The organism is Paenibacillus sp. JNUCC 34 (assembly GCF_058269055.1).
This window is the reverse complement of the sequence record NZ_CM177770.1, coordinates 5,438,270-5,453,627: the sequence shown is the minus strand read 5'-3', so window position 1 is coordinate 5,453,627 and position 15,358 is coordinate 5,438,270. Positions and strand designations below refer to the sequence as shown.

9 protein-coding genes, 2 pseudogenes and 1 riboswitch are annotated in these 15,358 nt (G+C 44.1%); of the genes and pseudogenes, 8 read left to right on the top strand and 3 right to left on the bottom strand.

Annotated features, from left to right (window positions below; translation table 11 throughout):
• Positions 1 to 12 precede the first annotated feature (12 nt).
• Positions 13 to 1,701 (bottom strand): lytic polysaccharide monooxygenase, encoded by a 1,689-nt coding sequence (locus tag AC2TF5_RS25265; protein ID WP_491299832.1) that lies wholly within the window; start codon positions 1,699 to 1,701, stop codon positions 13 to 15.
• A 508-nt stretch (positions 1,702 to 2,209) separates the two neighbouring features.
• On the opposite strand from AC2TF5_RS25265, the pseudogene AC2TF5_RS25260 reads away from it, so the two are divergent.
• The 3 genes and pseudogenes from AC2TF5_RS25260 to AC2TF5_RS25250 form a co-directional block, all read left to right on the top strand.
• A pseudogene (locus AC2TF5_RS25260) lies at positions 2,210 to 3,016 on the top strand (transposase); the annotation flags it as partial.
• A gap of 746 nt (positions 3,017 to 3,762) precedes the next feature.
• A riboswitch (cyclic di-GMP riboswitch) is annotated at positions 3,763 to 3,848 on the top strand.
• A gap of 13 nt (positions 3,849 to 3,861) precedes the next feature.
• The gene (locus tag AC2TF5_RS25255; protein WP_491299831.1) at positions 3,862 to 4,662 is read left to right on the top strand and encodes a transglutaminase domain-containing protein; all 801 of its coding nucleotides are present in this window, start codon (positions 3,862 to 3,864) and stop codon (positions 4,660 to 4,662) included.
• 683 nt (positions 4,663 to 5,345) lie between these two features.
• On the top strand, positions 5,346 to 8,120 hold the full coding sequence (locus AC2TF5_RS25250) for a MucBP domain-containing protein (protein WP_491299830.1): 2,775 nt from the start codon (positions 5,346 to 5,348) through the stop codon (positions 8,118 to 8,120).
• Positions 8,121 to 8,331: 211 nt separating this feature from the next.
• On the opposite strand, the pseudogene AC2TF5_RS25245 reads toward AC2TF5_RS25250, so the two are convergent.
• A pseudogene (locus AC2TF5_RS25245) lies at positions 8,332 to 8,517 on the bottom strand (transposase); the annotation flags it as partial.
• A gap of 278 nt (positions 8,518 to 8,795) precedes the next feature.
• Here AC2TF5_RS25245 and AC2TF5_RS25240 point away from each other — a divergent pair.
• From AC2TF5_RS25240 to AC2TF5_RS25220, 5 genes are all read left to right on the top strand, one after another.
• Complete coding sequence (locus AC2TF5_RS25240) at positions 8,796 to 9,470, top strand: response regulator transcription factor (RefSeq protein WP_491299829.1); 675 nt, start codon at positions 8,796 to 8,798, stop codon at positions 9,468 to 9,470.
• Positions 9,467 to 10,867 carry a sensor histidine kinase gene (locus AC2TF5_RS25235; protein WP_491299828.1) on the top strand — a complete coding sequence of 467 codons (1,401 nt, stop codon included), beginning with the start codon at positions 9,467 to 9,469 and terminating at the stop codon, positions 10,865 to 10,867. The genes AC2TF5_RS25240 and AC2TF5_RS25235 overlap by 4 nt, the downstream gene beginning before the upstream one ends.
• Positions 10,868 to 10,937: 70 nt before the next feature.
• A complete protein-coding gene (locus AC2TF5_RS25230) occupies positions 10,938 to 11,852 on the top strand; it encodes an ABC transporter ATP-binding protein (RefSeq protein ID WP_491299827.1) in 915 nt (304 codons plus the stop codon).
• The gene (locus tag AC2TF5_RS25225) at positions 11,849 to 12,565 is read left to right on the top strand and encodes an ABC transporter permease (protein WP_491299826.1); all 717 of its coding nucleotides are present in this window, start codon (positions 11,849 to 11,851) and stop codon (positions 12,563 to 12,565) included. The genes AC2TF5_RS25230 and AC2TF5_RS25225 overlap by 4 nt, the downstream gene beginning before the upstream one ends.
• Position 12,566: 1 nt before the next feature.
• Complete coding sequence (locus AC2TF5_RS25220) at positions 12,567 to 13,301, top strand: ABC transporter permease (RefSeq protein ID WP_491299825.1); 735 nt, start codon at positions 12,567 to 12,569, stop codon at positions 13,299 to 13,301.
• Between the two features lie 203 nt (positions 13,302 to 13,504).
• Here AC2TF5_RS25220 and AC2TF5_RS25215 read toward each other — a convergent pair whose 3' ends face one another.
• Positions 13,505 to 15,253: an alpha-glycosidase gene (locus AC2TF5_RS25215; protein ID WP_491299824.1), complete on the bottom strand. Its 1,749-nt coding sequence runs from the start codon at positions 15,251 to 15,253 to the stop codon at positions 13,505 to 13,507.
• Between the last annotated feature and the right edge of the window lie 105 nt (positions 15,254 to 15,358).

Genomic DNA, 15,358 nt, shown 5'->3' with positions numbered 1-15,358 from the left:
TATGCGGCTATATTAGATTTGTTTCCATACTTGTGTGTTGCCAGGGATTTCATTTTGTGTCCACCATTTAGCTTCATAGGAAACGCCTTTATATTGTACTTTTTCTCCACCAATATAAGCTTTTTTTGCGTCCCACTCTGAATAAGTATTTCCTTCGTTTCCGTCTGTTGGTCCTGTAGGCCCTTGACCTGCATCACTGACTAACTTCCATACTTGTGTGTTGCCAGGGACTTCATTTTGTGTCCACCATTTAGCTTCATAGGAAGCGCCGTTATATTGTACTTTCGCTCCACCGATATAAGCTTTTTTTGCATCCCACTCTGGATTATTATTTCCTTCGTTTCCGCCTGTTCCACTATCAGTTGAGGTCTTCACAGTAAAAGCGGATGAAGCTTGCGATTTAATTCCAGCACCATCAATAGCTTTTACAGTAAATACATAAGATGTGTTGGCTGAAAGCCCAATTGCTTCATAGGTTGTTGTTTTCGACGTTCCAATCAGAATATTATTAGAATAGATTTCATACTGTGTAATTCCCGTTGATGCTGTAGAATCTGCCCACATGAGTGAAACGCTAGTGGATGTCGTTTTCATTGAATGAACGCCTGTTGGTGCTGTAGGTCCTGTATTGCCTTGACCTGCATCACTAATTAGCTTCCATACTTGTGCTTTACCAGGGATTTCATTTTGTGTCCACCATTTAGCTTCATAGGAAGCACCGTTATATGATACTTTTGCTCCACCAACATAAGCTTTTGTTGCGATCCATTCTGGCTCAGTACTACCATTTCCACCGCCATTTTCTGCGGATGTTGTAACAGTTACAGCTGGAGAGGCTTGTGATTTTTCGCCTGCTAGGTCAACGGATCTTAGCGTATACACGTAAGCTGTGTTCGCTTTTAATCCTTGATCTACATAGGAATTTGTTTTGGAAGTTCCAACAAGACTGCCGTTACGGTAAATTTCATATTGTGCAATGCCAGCTGGAGCTGTAGAAGCTGTCCACGTTAGTGTTACGCTTGTAGCTGTTTTGTTCGTCGAGCTAACATTTGCAGGCACTGTCGGTCCTTGTGCTGTACCATTGCTCACAATGTTTGCATCGATAACTTGATAGAAAGCCATCGGAGTATCTGCAATATCCCATACGCCTAGGATAAGATGATATCCTGTACGATCAGCAGGGATGTTACATTGATGCGATGTCGAAGGGTTTGGTTTTGCACCTTTGTCATCAAATGAGCAGAAAAGCTCGATATCATCGCGACCGATTGGTTTATTTGGATCCCAGTTTGCTTTTGTAATGTAATATTTCCAGTTATTTGTAGCATGAGGTGCAGTTAATTTCCATGTAAACGTGTTAAGACCTGTTTGAAGGGTTACTTTTTTCCAACGATCTGATTTTTGCTCATCAAGATCTTTGAAAATACCGCCGCTTGCAAGTTGTCCGTCAACAGGACCTGTTGTCGGGAAGTTACCAATCGCTTCAATACTTTGTGGTTCATATTGAACGGAACCACATTTCGTATTCTCGCCTTGCTTACACATGTAAGCACGGCTCTCTGGTGACTCAATATACCCGTGAGCCGAAGCAGTTTGAGCAAATGCTAGTGAAAATGCAAAGCCTAATAAAATAACTGAAAAACCTACCATGAGTGCTGTTGTCTTGGAAAACAGGTGAAGACCAAAACGTTGTGTTGTCATTCTTTTTCTCCTTAATTCATTTTTTATTGGTGAAACAATACATGATAGTCAAAGTCAAGGTGCCAACTCTTTCAGAACTTGTGTTTGCTTCCTTGATGGAGTGAACAGAGTATATAACCATGTTACCCAATTATTAGTAAATATTGTATAGGCTGAAAGTAGCTTTTAAAAATATCGTAGATTAAAGTCGTAATTTGGTGGTGAAGATAGAACTATTTTACATCGTAAGGCATGGTTCTACATATGTCTTTAGGCTTTCATTTCTGTTGTGAGAGCCATAATGAGGGCGAATTGCTAGATATAATCATGTGAAATAGAGCCTTTTGGAAGGCCTAAGGCTATTCATGTAGAACGGAGGAATTCCCATTTTGTTAGTTGTTTTAGACTAGAATAAAGGCTCAAAACAGAAATCAGTGCTTGACTGGATAATCTGGGTATAAAAATGGAAAAACATCTGCAATCCTGTATTGTTGAAAGTCCTACCCAACAACAAAAGAGGAATAGACAGATGCAAATCCGGTATATCAATCAAATGCTCAATTTACCAGAACTTACGATCAGCCAAATCCTGTTTATCGGGGGTGAAGAACTTCACATTGAGGCCGTACCTGTCGCTTCTAAGCAAAATTGCCCAGGCTGCAAGTCAGATCAAGCGGTCATTCGCAAAGGACGCAATGAAATGCGGACAGTCCGGCATCTTCACGTATTTGAGAAGAAAACCTACTTATGCGTACCCAGCATCCGAATGTACTGCGTGGATTGTAGAATCGGATTTGTATGGGCGTATGATTTCGTCGGCCCTAAGCAGCGTTACAGCCATCTTTTTCGTTCCCGCGCTGTGGAACATGCCCTTGGTGCAACTGCCGCCCATAGTGCCCGGATGCAACAAATGCCGATCAGCACGGCACAGGACATGCATAACAAGGCCGTGCCGATGCTTTGCCAGCAGCTTACCGGTCAAGCCTGGGACGAAGCACAAGAAGCAAACGATTTGGTATTGGGGATTGATGACTTCGCCATCAAGAAAGGCCATACCTACAATACCGGCATTCACAACCTTAAAGGAGAAAGCATGCTGGATCTGTTGCCAGGGCGGAAACTGGATGATCTGTGCACGTATACCAACGAGCATCGGCAGTTTCTAATGCTGAAGCCAAAAGCGGTGGTGATGGATCTGGCGCAAGCTTACCACACCTGGATTCGCGAGTGCTTTCCATCTGCCATCCGCATCGCCGATCGTTTTCATGTACATGGTTACGTGATCGACAGTGTACAAGAAGTGCGCAAAACCGTCCAGCAAACCCTCTCCCCACGAAGAGCTTGGGGCTTCGGTTGATAACTAGAGCGCCTAAGCCGTGGGAAATAGCACCCTCGACCAAGATGCGTTACGTTCCTGCCCGGCCTGATCCCACCGCCTATATCTAGTATTAGTATGAGATACGAACTCAAAGAAACTTGCCCCGATAACTAACCGTTCTATGATCTCTTGATCAATGGTTTTGTTCGCATAGAACAGAACCATTTTTTTCATTACCTAGAAGATTGTTTACCGTATCGACAGCGCTTTTAATGACATGAGAGCCTAAATAAATCGTTCTGTCTAAATCAAATATAGATTCCTTGTATACTTTTAAGAAACCACAGGTTTTAAGATGACGGAAATGGCATAATGATCAGAAGGACAGGCACCGTCGATCTGATCGCGATGTATATGGGTTTCAATCATTTCGATATCCGTCATGGTGAAAATATAGTCAATGGGCTCACCGTCTAGGCCTCCCTTGAAATCATGGAACGTACAGCTAGGGCCTGTGGGATTTTGGTTGTTAATCCGCCTCTGGAGCGGCGATTGCCTGAAATTGCTGTCTCCTTTTGTTCCGGTTCCATGTTGATGAACGCGAACAATCGTCGCATCATCATCACATTATCGAAGTCGGGTTTTACCACCTATGATGCTAGTTTCATAGTTTGAAGACAGGCCCTAATTTGACATTTAAGCTTACACAAACGGGACAAGCTATGCTACTATATAGGAAAATAAAATACATATCAGGTGCTTTCCACCGATAATGGCAAATCTAATGAAAATTAGAGACGCAAAGCTACAGGGCCTTCCTTATTTATTAAGATGGCAGCCAGTTACCGAAAGGGGAGTTTTTTATGTTTAAACGTCAATTGGCATTTATTTTGCTTATTGTTTGTTTATTGTCCGCTCCAACTATTGCTTTAGGCAGTACTTCGAATTCCTATATAAATATGGGAGAATTAAACGATGGAATCGTGAGTGTATCTTACCAGGCTCCGAATGATGCAAAAATCAAGGTTACGATCAGCAAAGGAAACCAGCAATATGTATATAGCTTGACTTCAAACAACCGTTTTCCCTTGCAACTTGGAGATGGGAAATATACGGTATCCATTTTGGAGAACGTTACAGGAAATAAGTATAAGATGTTAGAAAACAAAGATGTCATTCTAAAAGCTTCAAGTAAAGAACAAGTATATTTGCAGCCGATTCAGATGATTTATTGGAATGAGGATATGAAAGCGATAACCAAAGCTCGTGAATTGACGAAAAATCTAAAACAAGACAAAGACAAGGTTGCAGCAATTTACAACTATATTATAAACAACATTAGCTATGATTATAAGAAAGCGAGCAATCTTCCTAATGAATATATCCCTTCTATAGACAAGACTTTGGAAGAAAAGCAAGGAATATGTTATGATTTTTCAGCTTTGTTCGCGGCTATGCTTCGAAGTGAGGGCATTCCAACTAAGCTGCTCATGGGGAGCAAGAATGATGTCGAACAATATCATGCCTGGAACGAGGTTTATCTCCAAGAATCGAGTAAATGGGTAACCATCGATACAACATATGACTCCATTAAGTCAAAGGGTAGCGAAAAACCAGATATGATTAAAGATAAGCGCGATTATTCGATTAAAAAACAATATTGAATGTGACATATACTTTGAAACCGTCTGATCTCCAGTAAGGAGATGGGCGGTTTTTTTAGTTAAATATTCAGAAAATGTTCAGTTTGATCGCGTATATTTGATTTGATAAACATTGACTTGGCTCAATAGCATTAGAAATATACAATAAGTCAGTTTTTTTGACATGTATATGTGTTACTGGACAGTGAGCGAATAATTCATGTTATCGATAAATGGGGATGACAAGCAAACAAGTGAAAAATAGACCTGCGTAAATAAGTCATCACCGTCGCTTCGGAGACAAATCGAATATTTTGTTTATCTTTTTCCTCAGTGATGAGCTCTAGTGGAGGGGTCTCTTCCTTTTTCAGGTAGCGATTCAGCTTTGGCATAGACTTACTCCAAAAATGGTAGCTGAATCCGCCGATCACCTGCTTCATTTCGCGGAACGTGCATTCAATTTTGAAGCGTTCGGCGTACAAGCGGATGATGGTTTTTAGGAGGTGATGGTCTTCTTTTGAATAAATCGATAAACATTATAGATTTTGAACATCCATTTTAGGAGGTGATTGTTTCATCCGAGCCAGGAAATAGTCTAATAGTTTATTAATTATGTATTTGAAAAGGATTAGCTTTAGCGATTCGAAAATCAGTCATCACGCACAAATATTTATGAAAAATTTGAAGTGAGGTTTTTTAATCAAATGAAAAAGTGGTTCCAGAAACTAACCATCCTATTAATAGCTTTACTGATTGCTTCTAATGGATGGCCATCAACTATTATTGCTAGCGCAAACGATGATGAAACAGTAAGTCAGGCAATCTATACTTTACAATCTGCGGGTGACGAATTTTGCGAAGATGGTCCTTTATACGACAGTGTTCGTTGCGAATCAAACGGTTTTAAGTCAGATTATGTTAAAGTGCTTAATTCTACAATTACGATTAAGGGATCTACCATAAGTAAAGGTATAGAAATAAAAGATAACTCAGCGCTCTATTTTAGAGGTTCCTTAAACCCGCGAGAGTATTTGAAGTTAGACAACGATTCTTACATGATTGCAGAATTAGGGGTTCAAACAAACAATGAAGTTGAGATTTCTAACAATTCACGGATGTGTGTAAGGGGGAGTTTGACTGCACCCATAACAACTTTAAGTTCAGGATCAGCGATATACGCCACAGGTTCAATTAATGGACAAGTTGATCTTGATCCAAGTTCTTTTGTATACATTTGGGGATCGTTCGACAAGAATAACTCAAATTTACCTGACAATGTAATATCTATCGAGATATCTGATTTTAACGCAAAATGTCCTACATCACCTGGCATAAGCCAACCTGTAAACGTAACATACGTTGATGAAGACGGCATCGTCATTGCCACACCAGAAATTTTAACAGGTAAGATTGGTGAAGAGTACACGTCAGTGAAAAAAGACGTTCCAGGGTATACCTTAGTTTCAATCCCTGATAACGCTTCTGGTACATTCACTGACAAAGAACAAAACGTCATTTATGTTTACAAAAAGCTCGTAAGTCAACCTGTAAACGTAACATACGTTGATGAAGAAGGCACCGCCATTGCCACACCAGAAATTTTAACAGGTGAGATTGGTGAAGAGTACACGTCAGTGAAAAAAGACGTTCCAGAGTATACCTTAGTTTCAATCCCTGATAACGCTTCAGGTACTTTCACTGACAAAGAACAAAACGTCACTTATGTTTACAAAAAGGACCTCGTAAGCCAACCTGTAAACGTAACATACGTTGATGAAGACGGCACCGTCATTGCCACACCAGAAATTTTAACAGGTGAGATTGGTGAAGAGTACACGTCAGTGAAAAAAGACGTTCCAGAGTATACCTTAGTTTCAATCCCTGATAACGCTTCAGGTACTTTCACTGACAAAGAACAAAACGTCACTTATGTTTACAAAAAGGACCTCGTAAGCCAACCTGTAAACGTAACATACGTTGATGAAGACGGCACCGTCATTGCCACACCAGAAATTTTAACAGGTGAGATTGGTGAAGAGTACACGTCAGTGAAAAAAGACGTTCCAGGGTATACCTTAGTTTCAATCCCTGATAACGCTTCTGGTACTTTCACCGGCAAAGAACAAAACGTCACTTATGTTTACAAAAAGCTCGTAAGCCAACCTGTAAACGTAACATACGTTGATGAAGACGGCACTGCCATAGCCACACCAGAAATTTTAACAGGTGAGATTGGTGAAGAGTACACGTCAGTGAAAAAAGACGTTCCAGAGTATACCTTAGTTTCAATCCCTGATAACGCTTCAGGTACTTTCACTGACCAAGAACAAAACGTCACTTATGTTTACAAAAAGGACCTCGTAAGCCAACCTGTAAACGTAACTTACGTTGATGAAGACGGCACCGCCATTGCCACACCAGAAATTTTAACAGGTAAGATTGGTGAAGAATACACGTCAGTGAAAAAAGACGTTCCAGGGTATACCTTAGTTTCAATCCCTGATAACGCTACTGGTACTTTCACTGACGAAGAACAAAACGTCACTTATGTTTACAAGAAAGATCCAGTAGATCCGGTAGATCCGGTAGATCCAGTAGATCCAGTAGATCCCGTAGATCCTGTGGATCCGGTAGATCCGGTAGATCCAGTAGATCCAGTAGATCCAGTAGATCCAGTAGATCCAGTAGATCCAGTAGATCCTGTGGATCCGGTAGATCCGGTAGATCCAGTAGATCCAGTAGATCCAGTAGATCCAGTAGATCCTGTGGATCCAGTAGATCCAGTAGATCCAGTAGATCCTGTGGATCCAGTAGATCCTGTGGATCCAGTAGACCCTGTGGATCCAGTAGATCCTGTAGACCCAGTAGATCCAGTAGATCCAGTAGATCCAGTAGATCCTGTGGATCCTGTAGATCCAGTAGATCCTGTGGATCCAGTAGATCCGGTTGATCCTGTAGATCCAGTAGATCCGGTTGATCCTGTAGACCCAGTAGATCCTGTGGATCCTGTAGATCCTGTGGACCCTGTAGATCCTGTAGACCCTGTAGACCCTGTAGATCCAGTAGATCCTGTAGATCCAGTGTATCCAGTGTATCCTGTAGATCCAGTGTTTCCTGTGTATCCGATAGATCCAGTAGATCCCGTAGATAACACGGTTGTACTTGATCCAGAAGATGTACCACTGGGGGGGGTTGAGCCAGAGGACGAACCGCAAACTGAAAATGTCCCGGAAGAAATCCTCTACGAGATTGATCCAGAAGAAGTACCAGCGGGCGGAACTAAACCCGATACAGAAAAACCAGAAACACCAGAAAAACCAGGAAAACCAGAAACACCAGGAAAACCAGAAGCATCTGCTAAAGTACTACCAAAAACAGGAGAAGAAAGCCAACTGCTTCTTCAACTGGCTGGTATTTCCTTCATTATTATGGGGGCTGCGCTGTTGATTTTTAGAAAGAGACGTTTACATCATAGCTAAAGATAAATACTAGTCTTTTTGAGACTGTACCCAAAGTAGATTTTCTGCTTAGGGTACTTTTTTTTCTACAATAAGCTCTCCGTACTGTATAAGTTAATGTATTCATGTTAAATAAGAAAGGAATTGTTCAATCTATGAAGCATAATCGATTAGGTTCATCTGATCTAATGGTTAGTAAAATTGGATTAGGGTATATGTCTCTTGGTACAGAGGACAGTTCACCCATGAAAGCTTCGTGCTCGGACATCCAGCCTAGACATTTACGAGGACGATTATTAATGAAACGGATAGCTTCGGCCAATTCTTCATCAGTGACCTGAGCGAAGTCATGACCTTTAGGGAAAAACTCTCGTAGAAGTCCGTTTCCGTTCTCATTGGAGCCTCGTTGCCAGGATGAGCCTTCCGATTTCATCCTCCCGGTTACTTTGGATAACGGTATAGGCCAAGTGCTCTGAATCAACGACTTTCATTGATCCGCTAAGCTTTAAGATCGGATGGATGAAATAACGGTGGAAAAAGAATGCGAGCTGTTTTGCGGTAATCAGCTTCATTATTTGTCATAATGGACAACATTTCAATCTGTTTTGTTCAGGGCTGGGCACAGGCACTTTTTCTCCAACATGTTATAATGCAAAACATAGAATAGATGAAATGGAATAGAAAGGAAGAGCTGTTGTGAGCGCAACTCTGTTATATATTGAGGATGACCGGGAAATCGGTGAATGGGTAAACGGTTTTTTGAAGGATAAAGGTTACGGTGTCGTCTGGCTTACGGGTGGAGAAAAGGCAGTGGAGTCGGCTTCATCGTGCAGTCTGGCGATTTTGGATGTCATGCTGCCCGGACTTGACGGTTTCACAGTTGGCCAACGTCTCAAACGGGCGTACCCCGGTATGCCGATTTTGATGCTGTCGGCCCGTACGTCGATTGACGATAAGCTTGAAGGACTGCAGTTCGCAGATGATTACTTGACGAAGCCATTTCACCCCGATGAATTGGTGGCAAGAATAGAGGTTCTGCTTCGCCGTTCTGTTGTAAATTCTGCGGAGCCGGTGGTGCTTAAGCATCTAACCGTATATGAGGATGAGAACAGGATTGTGAATCAAGAGACAGACGAGGAGATTATGTTGACAGGCAAGCAGTTTCAGATCTTTATGTATTTGTTCCGGCATCAGGGCAGGGTGATGACGAAGGAGCAAATTTATGAAGCGGTGTGGGGAGAGTCCTATATCGAAGGGGACAAAACGCTGATGGTTCATATCCGTTATTTGCGCGAGAAGTTGGAGAAAGATCCCGCATCACCGGAAATTATTGAGACGGTTCGAGGGCTTGGTTACCGGGTGAGAGTATGAAATGGCGAAATAAAGGGAGGAAGAAGGGAAGGTTCCGCAACTCGTTAACCTCTCGGTATTTGCTCATTATTTTGATTGCGATGATTTTTATGCCGATCATGTTCCCGCTGGCCTCGGTATTTTTTTGGTTTGTAAATGATACCGTGTTGGATCATCAGTCGGCTCCTCCCGGAAAGTACGCCAATGGAGAGGTTTTGGAGAAAATGTGGCATCAGGAAGCGGCGAACCTCGGCGGTCAATCTCCCGAGCGGATCAACGAACGTCTTCGGGAAATTAGGCAGGAATATTCTGAAACTTCAATGTTCTGGGTAGACGCCAGCAACCGGACTCGGCTTAAGCTTCCCGGTGAACAAGAGATTCCGGAGCAGTGGAATGCGGAATATACTGTACAATTCATGAAAAAGTCTGTCGGCAATGATCCATTCACAACCGTCGCGTTTATCGGTGATAAAGAAGATGGAGGACAGGGCTTTATGGTGATGCAGCTACCCCGAAGCTATATTAGTCAACCGGATATGGTAGGTAGTAGAACGGCGACTTATATTTTATTTATGCTAACGATGTTCATTATGTTTATTCTCATATCATGGATGTTTTTTGTGCGTATCCGCAAACGGCTGTTGCATCTACGTGATGCCATGACTTCCCCGGGAGAGACGGGAATTCCAGACCAGATCCAGCTTAATAAGCCAGATGAAATCGGTCAGCTGGAAGAGGCTTATAACCATATGGTGGACCAGCTGGAGAAGGGGCGTCAGCGCGAGAAGGAAGAAGAGGAGCTGCGGAAATCGCTCATTGCCAATCTGTCGCATGATTTGCGGACGCCGTTGACCGTGATACGGAGTCATATCTTTTCCATGGGGAACGAACCGCTAAGTGATACGGGAAAAGAATCGCTGGCACTGATGGAATCGAAGATCGGTGATTTGGGTGGTCTGATCGATAACCTGCTGTCATACAACTTGCTTACAAGCGGACGTGCTCAATTGAATCCGGAGCCGTGTGATGTACTTCGTTTGGTGCGCGAGAGTGCGGCAGCCTGGTATCCGTTGTGGGAAAAAGAAGGAATCGAGGCAGATATCGATGTTCAGGATAAGCCGGTAATTTGGCCGATTGATGTGCTGTGGTTCAAGCGTATTTTGGACAATCTGTTTCAAAATGTGGTCCGGCATGCGAAGTCTGGGCAATATATCGGCATTTATACGAAGGAGCTGCCCGGTAAAGGCATGGCTCTCATCGTGTCCGACAAAGGTCCAGGTATGGGCGGAGGATCGTTTGATAAAGGAGCCGGGATTGGACTGGCTGTTGTAGATTTCTTAACCAAAGAGATGGGAATTGATGTTCATGTTCAATCCTCTGCTGAGGGGACGTCATTCACGCTATCGCGCAAAATTTAAACTTTTTTTAAACTGAAGGACGACCTGGATTTAACCTTCGGGGTTTAAAGTTAATTCCGAGGTGATGATCGTGAGTGAATTAGTCATTCAAACAAAAGGGTTATACAAAACGTACCGCAATCGCGCGGCCGTCGATAATTTGAATCTTGAAATTGTAAAAGGCGATATTTACGGATTTCTGGGACCGAATGGAGCAGGGAAGACAACAACGATTCGGATGCTGCTTGGGCTGATTAAGCCGACCCGGGGATCGATTCATCTGTTCGGCAAGGATTTAACGAAAGAAAAAATGAATATTTTGCGCCGCACAGGTTCTCTGGTGGAGTATCCATCGTATTATGGGCATTTGACGGCGGTTGATAATTTGGAGGCATTAAGGCGGATTATCGGATGCCCGAAATCCCGGATATCTGAAGTTCTTGATATTGTAGGTTTGACCAAGGAAGCGAAGCGTCCGGTGAAGGGATATTCCCTCGGTATGAAGCAGCGGCTTGGTATCGCAGCTGCCCTGCTTGGAAATCCGGAGCTGCTGATCTTGGATGAGCCGACAAACGGACTTGATCCTTCAGGCATTCAAGAAATCCGTGAGTTGATTAAGAATATGCCGAAGCAGCATGGGATTACTGTGCTGGTCTCAAGCCACCTGCTTAGTGAAGTGGAACAGATGGCAAGTAGGGTAGGGATTATTCGAGAGGGGCAGATGGTGTTTCAGGATACGATCGAGAATCTGGTGTCCCAATCTTCGAGTGGATTCCGCTTGTCCGTATCTGAGCCAGAGTTTGCTTTAGGCTTGGCGTTGGATATGGGATGTGATGGGAAGCTTCAGGGTCAAGTGCTTGAGCTGGAACCTATGCAGGATGACAAGGTCGCTATACTCGTGAAACGGTTGGTCGAGAATCAACATGCGGTTTACCGTGTTGAAGAGAAGCGAAAGTCGCTGGAGGATATCTTCATGGAAATCGTCGGAAAGGGGAGCGTACAATGATGGGGCGTGCGCTGTCCGCCGATTTCCTGAAAATTCGCGGTAAAGGCATCTGGCTTCTTGCCTTCATCGCCCCGATTGGACTTATTGCCATGCAGGCTCTGAATTTTGGACTTCGGTACGACTACTTGATGAAATCATACGCAGCTGATCCTTGGGGCGGATTGATTGAGAGCATTTTAATGTTTGTGCCCATCGCCATTATCCTTGGGATAGCGCTGGTGAGTTCACTTGTGGCGAATGTCGAGAATCAGCTCAGTTCATGGAAGCAGCTGCTTGCACTGCCAATCACACGAACCGCTGTGTTCAGTGCTAAATTTGTGATGGTGTTATTAGTCTTGTGCGTGTCTTGTTTTTTGCTGAGTATCGGGACAACTGTACTTGGATTTGCCTTAGGAATGGACATGAAAAACATACCATACGGGGATATTATACGACTCGGCTTTACTCCGTTAATGGGGGCAATTCCTCTGCTTGCTCTGCAGTTGTGGTTATCACTGACCACGAAAAATCAGGGGATAGCTGTTAGTTTTGGGGTTACAGCTTCGGTTATCTCTATGTTCGCCCTCAAGTTTCCTGACTGGATGCCTCTGAAGTGGCCTCTGATGGCATACATTGGTCCTGGACAGACCAAGGTGATCAGCGCTGGTCTTCTGCTCGGTGCCGTTATTACACTGGCCGGACTGATTCATTTCAATCGAAGGGATGTGAACTAATATGGCGTCCTACTTTCGAGCTTTATCTTCCGAATGGTTGAAATTGTCCAGCCCTGTCCTATGGCTACAGATCATTCTGAGCCCGGCGCTTGCCCTTCTGATCGGGATTCTTAATGGAGATCCCGGAGAGCAGATACCTTGGCATGTCATAGTTGGTACAATGACCAGTATGCATGCTCTGCTGTTTCTTCCGATACTGACCGGGGTGTTAGGAGCGATGGTCTGCCGATATGAGCATTCTGGCGGCGGCTGGAAGCAGCTGCTTGTCATGCCGATTTCACGCGGAGCCGTATATTTCGCTAAGTTTTCCATCGTTGGTCTTATGCTGGCTGCTACACAGTTGCTGTTTCTGGGGGCTGTTCTTGTCACAGGATTGTTCCACGGCATTAAGGAGCCCTTACCATGGGACATGATAGCGACAAGCTTGCTTGGCGGCTGGGCAGCCTGCCTGCCTTTGGCGGCACTTCAGCTGGCTGTATCCACAGCCTGGAGCAGCTTTGCAGCACCGCTAGCACTGAATGTTGTATTCACGATTCCGAATATGCTGGTGGTGAACTCAGAAACTTATGGTCCGTATTATCCGTGGACCCAGCCGCTGCTGGCGATGGTCCCGTCGGGTCAAACCGGCTTCGGAGCCTTCGCCGTACCTTTTGATAGGTTGATGCTCGTCGTGCTTGGCGGATTTCTGGTCTTCTTTATCGCAGGGTTTGTCTACTTCCAGCGTAAGGAAGTGTAGAGGGCGATGTCGTAAATTGGTATCGTTTAGAAAAAAAGGCCAACCAGTAATCTCTGGTTGACACGAAGGGGGTGTCCCAAAAGGTCTATTGACCTGGGACACCCCCTTTTTGAATCACCAAAACCGAGACTCAGGGAAGCCCATATTTAACGTGCTTAATATGTGCTCCCCTTAATTATTTATAGAATTTAGTGATTAGCTTGTTATTGAACTGCCTTGAGCAGTGCAAATCCGTAAGCCGGCAGCTTAACCGTAAGCTGTCCCTTCACGGCCTGAACGGAATCTCCGTTCCAGAGATTGCTCCATTCTTTATCTTGAACGGGTATTGTAATCGACTGAGCAACTTTATCATTGTTCATGAGTACAACGATACTTTCGTTACCGTCCTCGCGCAAGTAAGCCAGTTTTCCACCCTGATTCTCTGCAGTCAGGAACTTGAACGTCCCGGTGCGGAGAGCGGTATGCTCTTTGCGCAATTTGATGATCATCTGGTAGAAGGTGAACAGTTCTTTGTCCTGCTTGTCTTCATCCCATTCCATACACTTGCGGCAGCCCGGATCATGTCCGCCGTCCATTCCGATTTCATCACCATAGTAAATGCAAGGGGTTCCGGAGTAGGTGAATTGGAACAGTGATGCGAGTTTCATCAGACGCTTGTCGCCATTCGCAAGTGTCAGTAATCGAGCCGTATCGTGGCTGTCTAACAGGTTGAAGGCTACTTCACTGGCTTGGCGTGGATATCCTGCCAGCTGCTTGCCGAGCATAAATGAGAATTTCTCAGCATCCACCGTGCGGTTAATGAAGAAGTCAAGCACCGCGTTGGTAAACGGATAGTTCATAACCGCATCGAATTGGTCACCTTCCAGCCAGATGGAGGATTCATGCCACACTTCACCCAGAATATAAGCATCGGGGTTCGCTTTTTTAACAACCTGACGGAACTCACGCCAGAATTGGTGGCCAACCTCATTCGCCACATCGAGACGCCATCCGTCGATGCCCGTTTCTTTGATCCAATATTCCGCCATTTTCAATAAATATTGTTTCACTTCCGGATTTTCCGTATTCAGCTTCGGCATAAGAGGTTCGAACGCAAAAGTGTCGTATGTCGGAATTCCATCAATCACCTCAAGCGGAAGTGAGCGAACATAAAACCAGTCTTTATATTTGGATTTCTCGCCATTCTTTTGAACATCCACGAACGGAGCAAAAGTTCTGCCGGAGTGGTTAAATACAGCATCCAAAACAACACGAATTCCACGTTCATGACATAAATCCACAAGCTTTTTCAGTGTATCCTTGTCACCAAACTGCGGATCAATTTCCATGTAATCCTCAGTATCGTACTTGTGATTCGTAGTAGCAGTGAACAGCGGTGTGAAATAAATAGCGTTGATGCCAAGCTCGATTAGATGGTCCAGGTGGTCGATGACACCTTGAATATCTCCGCCGAAGAAGTTGCTTGGTGTCGGGTCTGTGCTGCCCCATGGCAGAGTGCCTTTAGGATCATTGCTCGGATCGCCGTTCGCAAAACGTTCAGGGAAAATCTGATAGAATACAGCGTCCTTTACCCAATCTGGCGTTGTAAACACATCCACCGGATTGATGAATGGATATTCAAACAGGCGGTCTGGATTGGCTGGTGGCTCCTCAAGGAAACCATATTCCGTCATCCAGCGCTTCTCCCGTCCACTCTGGAGCAGGAAACCGTATTTTAGGCGGCGGTATGGTGGCTGGGCTTCACCCTCCCAATAGTCAAACATCTCATCAGAAGAGAGCTTGACCATCGGTATGTATTCCATCGTTTGATCCCACAAATATTTATCTCCAGCTAGAGCGTAAACTTCGGTGATGTCGTCTTTTTTCGTGCGGATGCGAAGATGGACCGTGCGGCCATCATAAGCATAAGACCAGTTTTTGCGCGGACGATGATAAATAGCTTCCAAGAACATGTAAAAGTCCTCCTTTAAATTAAAAAAAGGTACACCCAGGACTAAGTATTAGCCGAGGTTGTACCTTTTAAAAGATAACATTGCCTTTAAATTATAAGTTTAATA

What these genes read in the sequence shown, in the direction of transcription:
- AC2TF5_RS25265 (WP_491299832.1), bottom strand. Translation starts at nt 1,701, where the DNA reads ATGACAACACAACGTTTTGGTCTTCACCTGTTTTCCAAGACAACAGCA.
- AC2TF5_RS25255 (WP_491299831.1), top strand. Translation starts at nt 3,862, where the DNA reads ATGTTTAAACGTCAATTGGCATTTATTTTGCTTATTGTTTGTTTATTG.
- AC2TF5_RS25250 (WP_491299830.1), top strand. Translation starts at nt 5,346, where the DNA reads ATGAAAAAGTGGTTCCAGAAACTAACCATCCTATTAATAGCTTTACTG.
- AC2TF5_RS25235 (WP_491299828.1), top strand. Translation starts at nt 9,467, where the DNA reads ATGAAATGGCGAAATAAAGGGAGGAAGAAGGGAAGGTTCCGCAACTCG.
- AC2TF5_RS25225 (WP_491299826.1), top strand. Translation starts at nt 11,849, where the DNA reads ATGATGGGGCGTGCGCTGTCCGCCGATTTCCTGAAAATTCGCGGTAAA.
- AC2TF5_RS25220 (WP_491299825.1), top strand. Translation starts at nt 12,567, where the DNA reads ATGGCGTCCTACTTTCGAGCTTTATCTTCCGAATGGTTGAAATTGTCC.
- AC2TF5_RS25215 (WP_491299824.1), bottom strand. Translation starts at nt 15,253, where the DNA reads ATGTTCTTGGAAGCTATTTATCATCGTCCGCGCAAAAACTGGTCTTAT.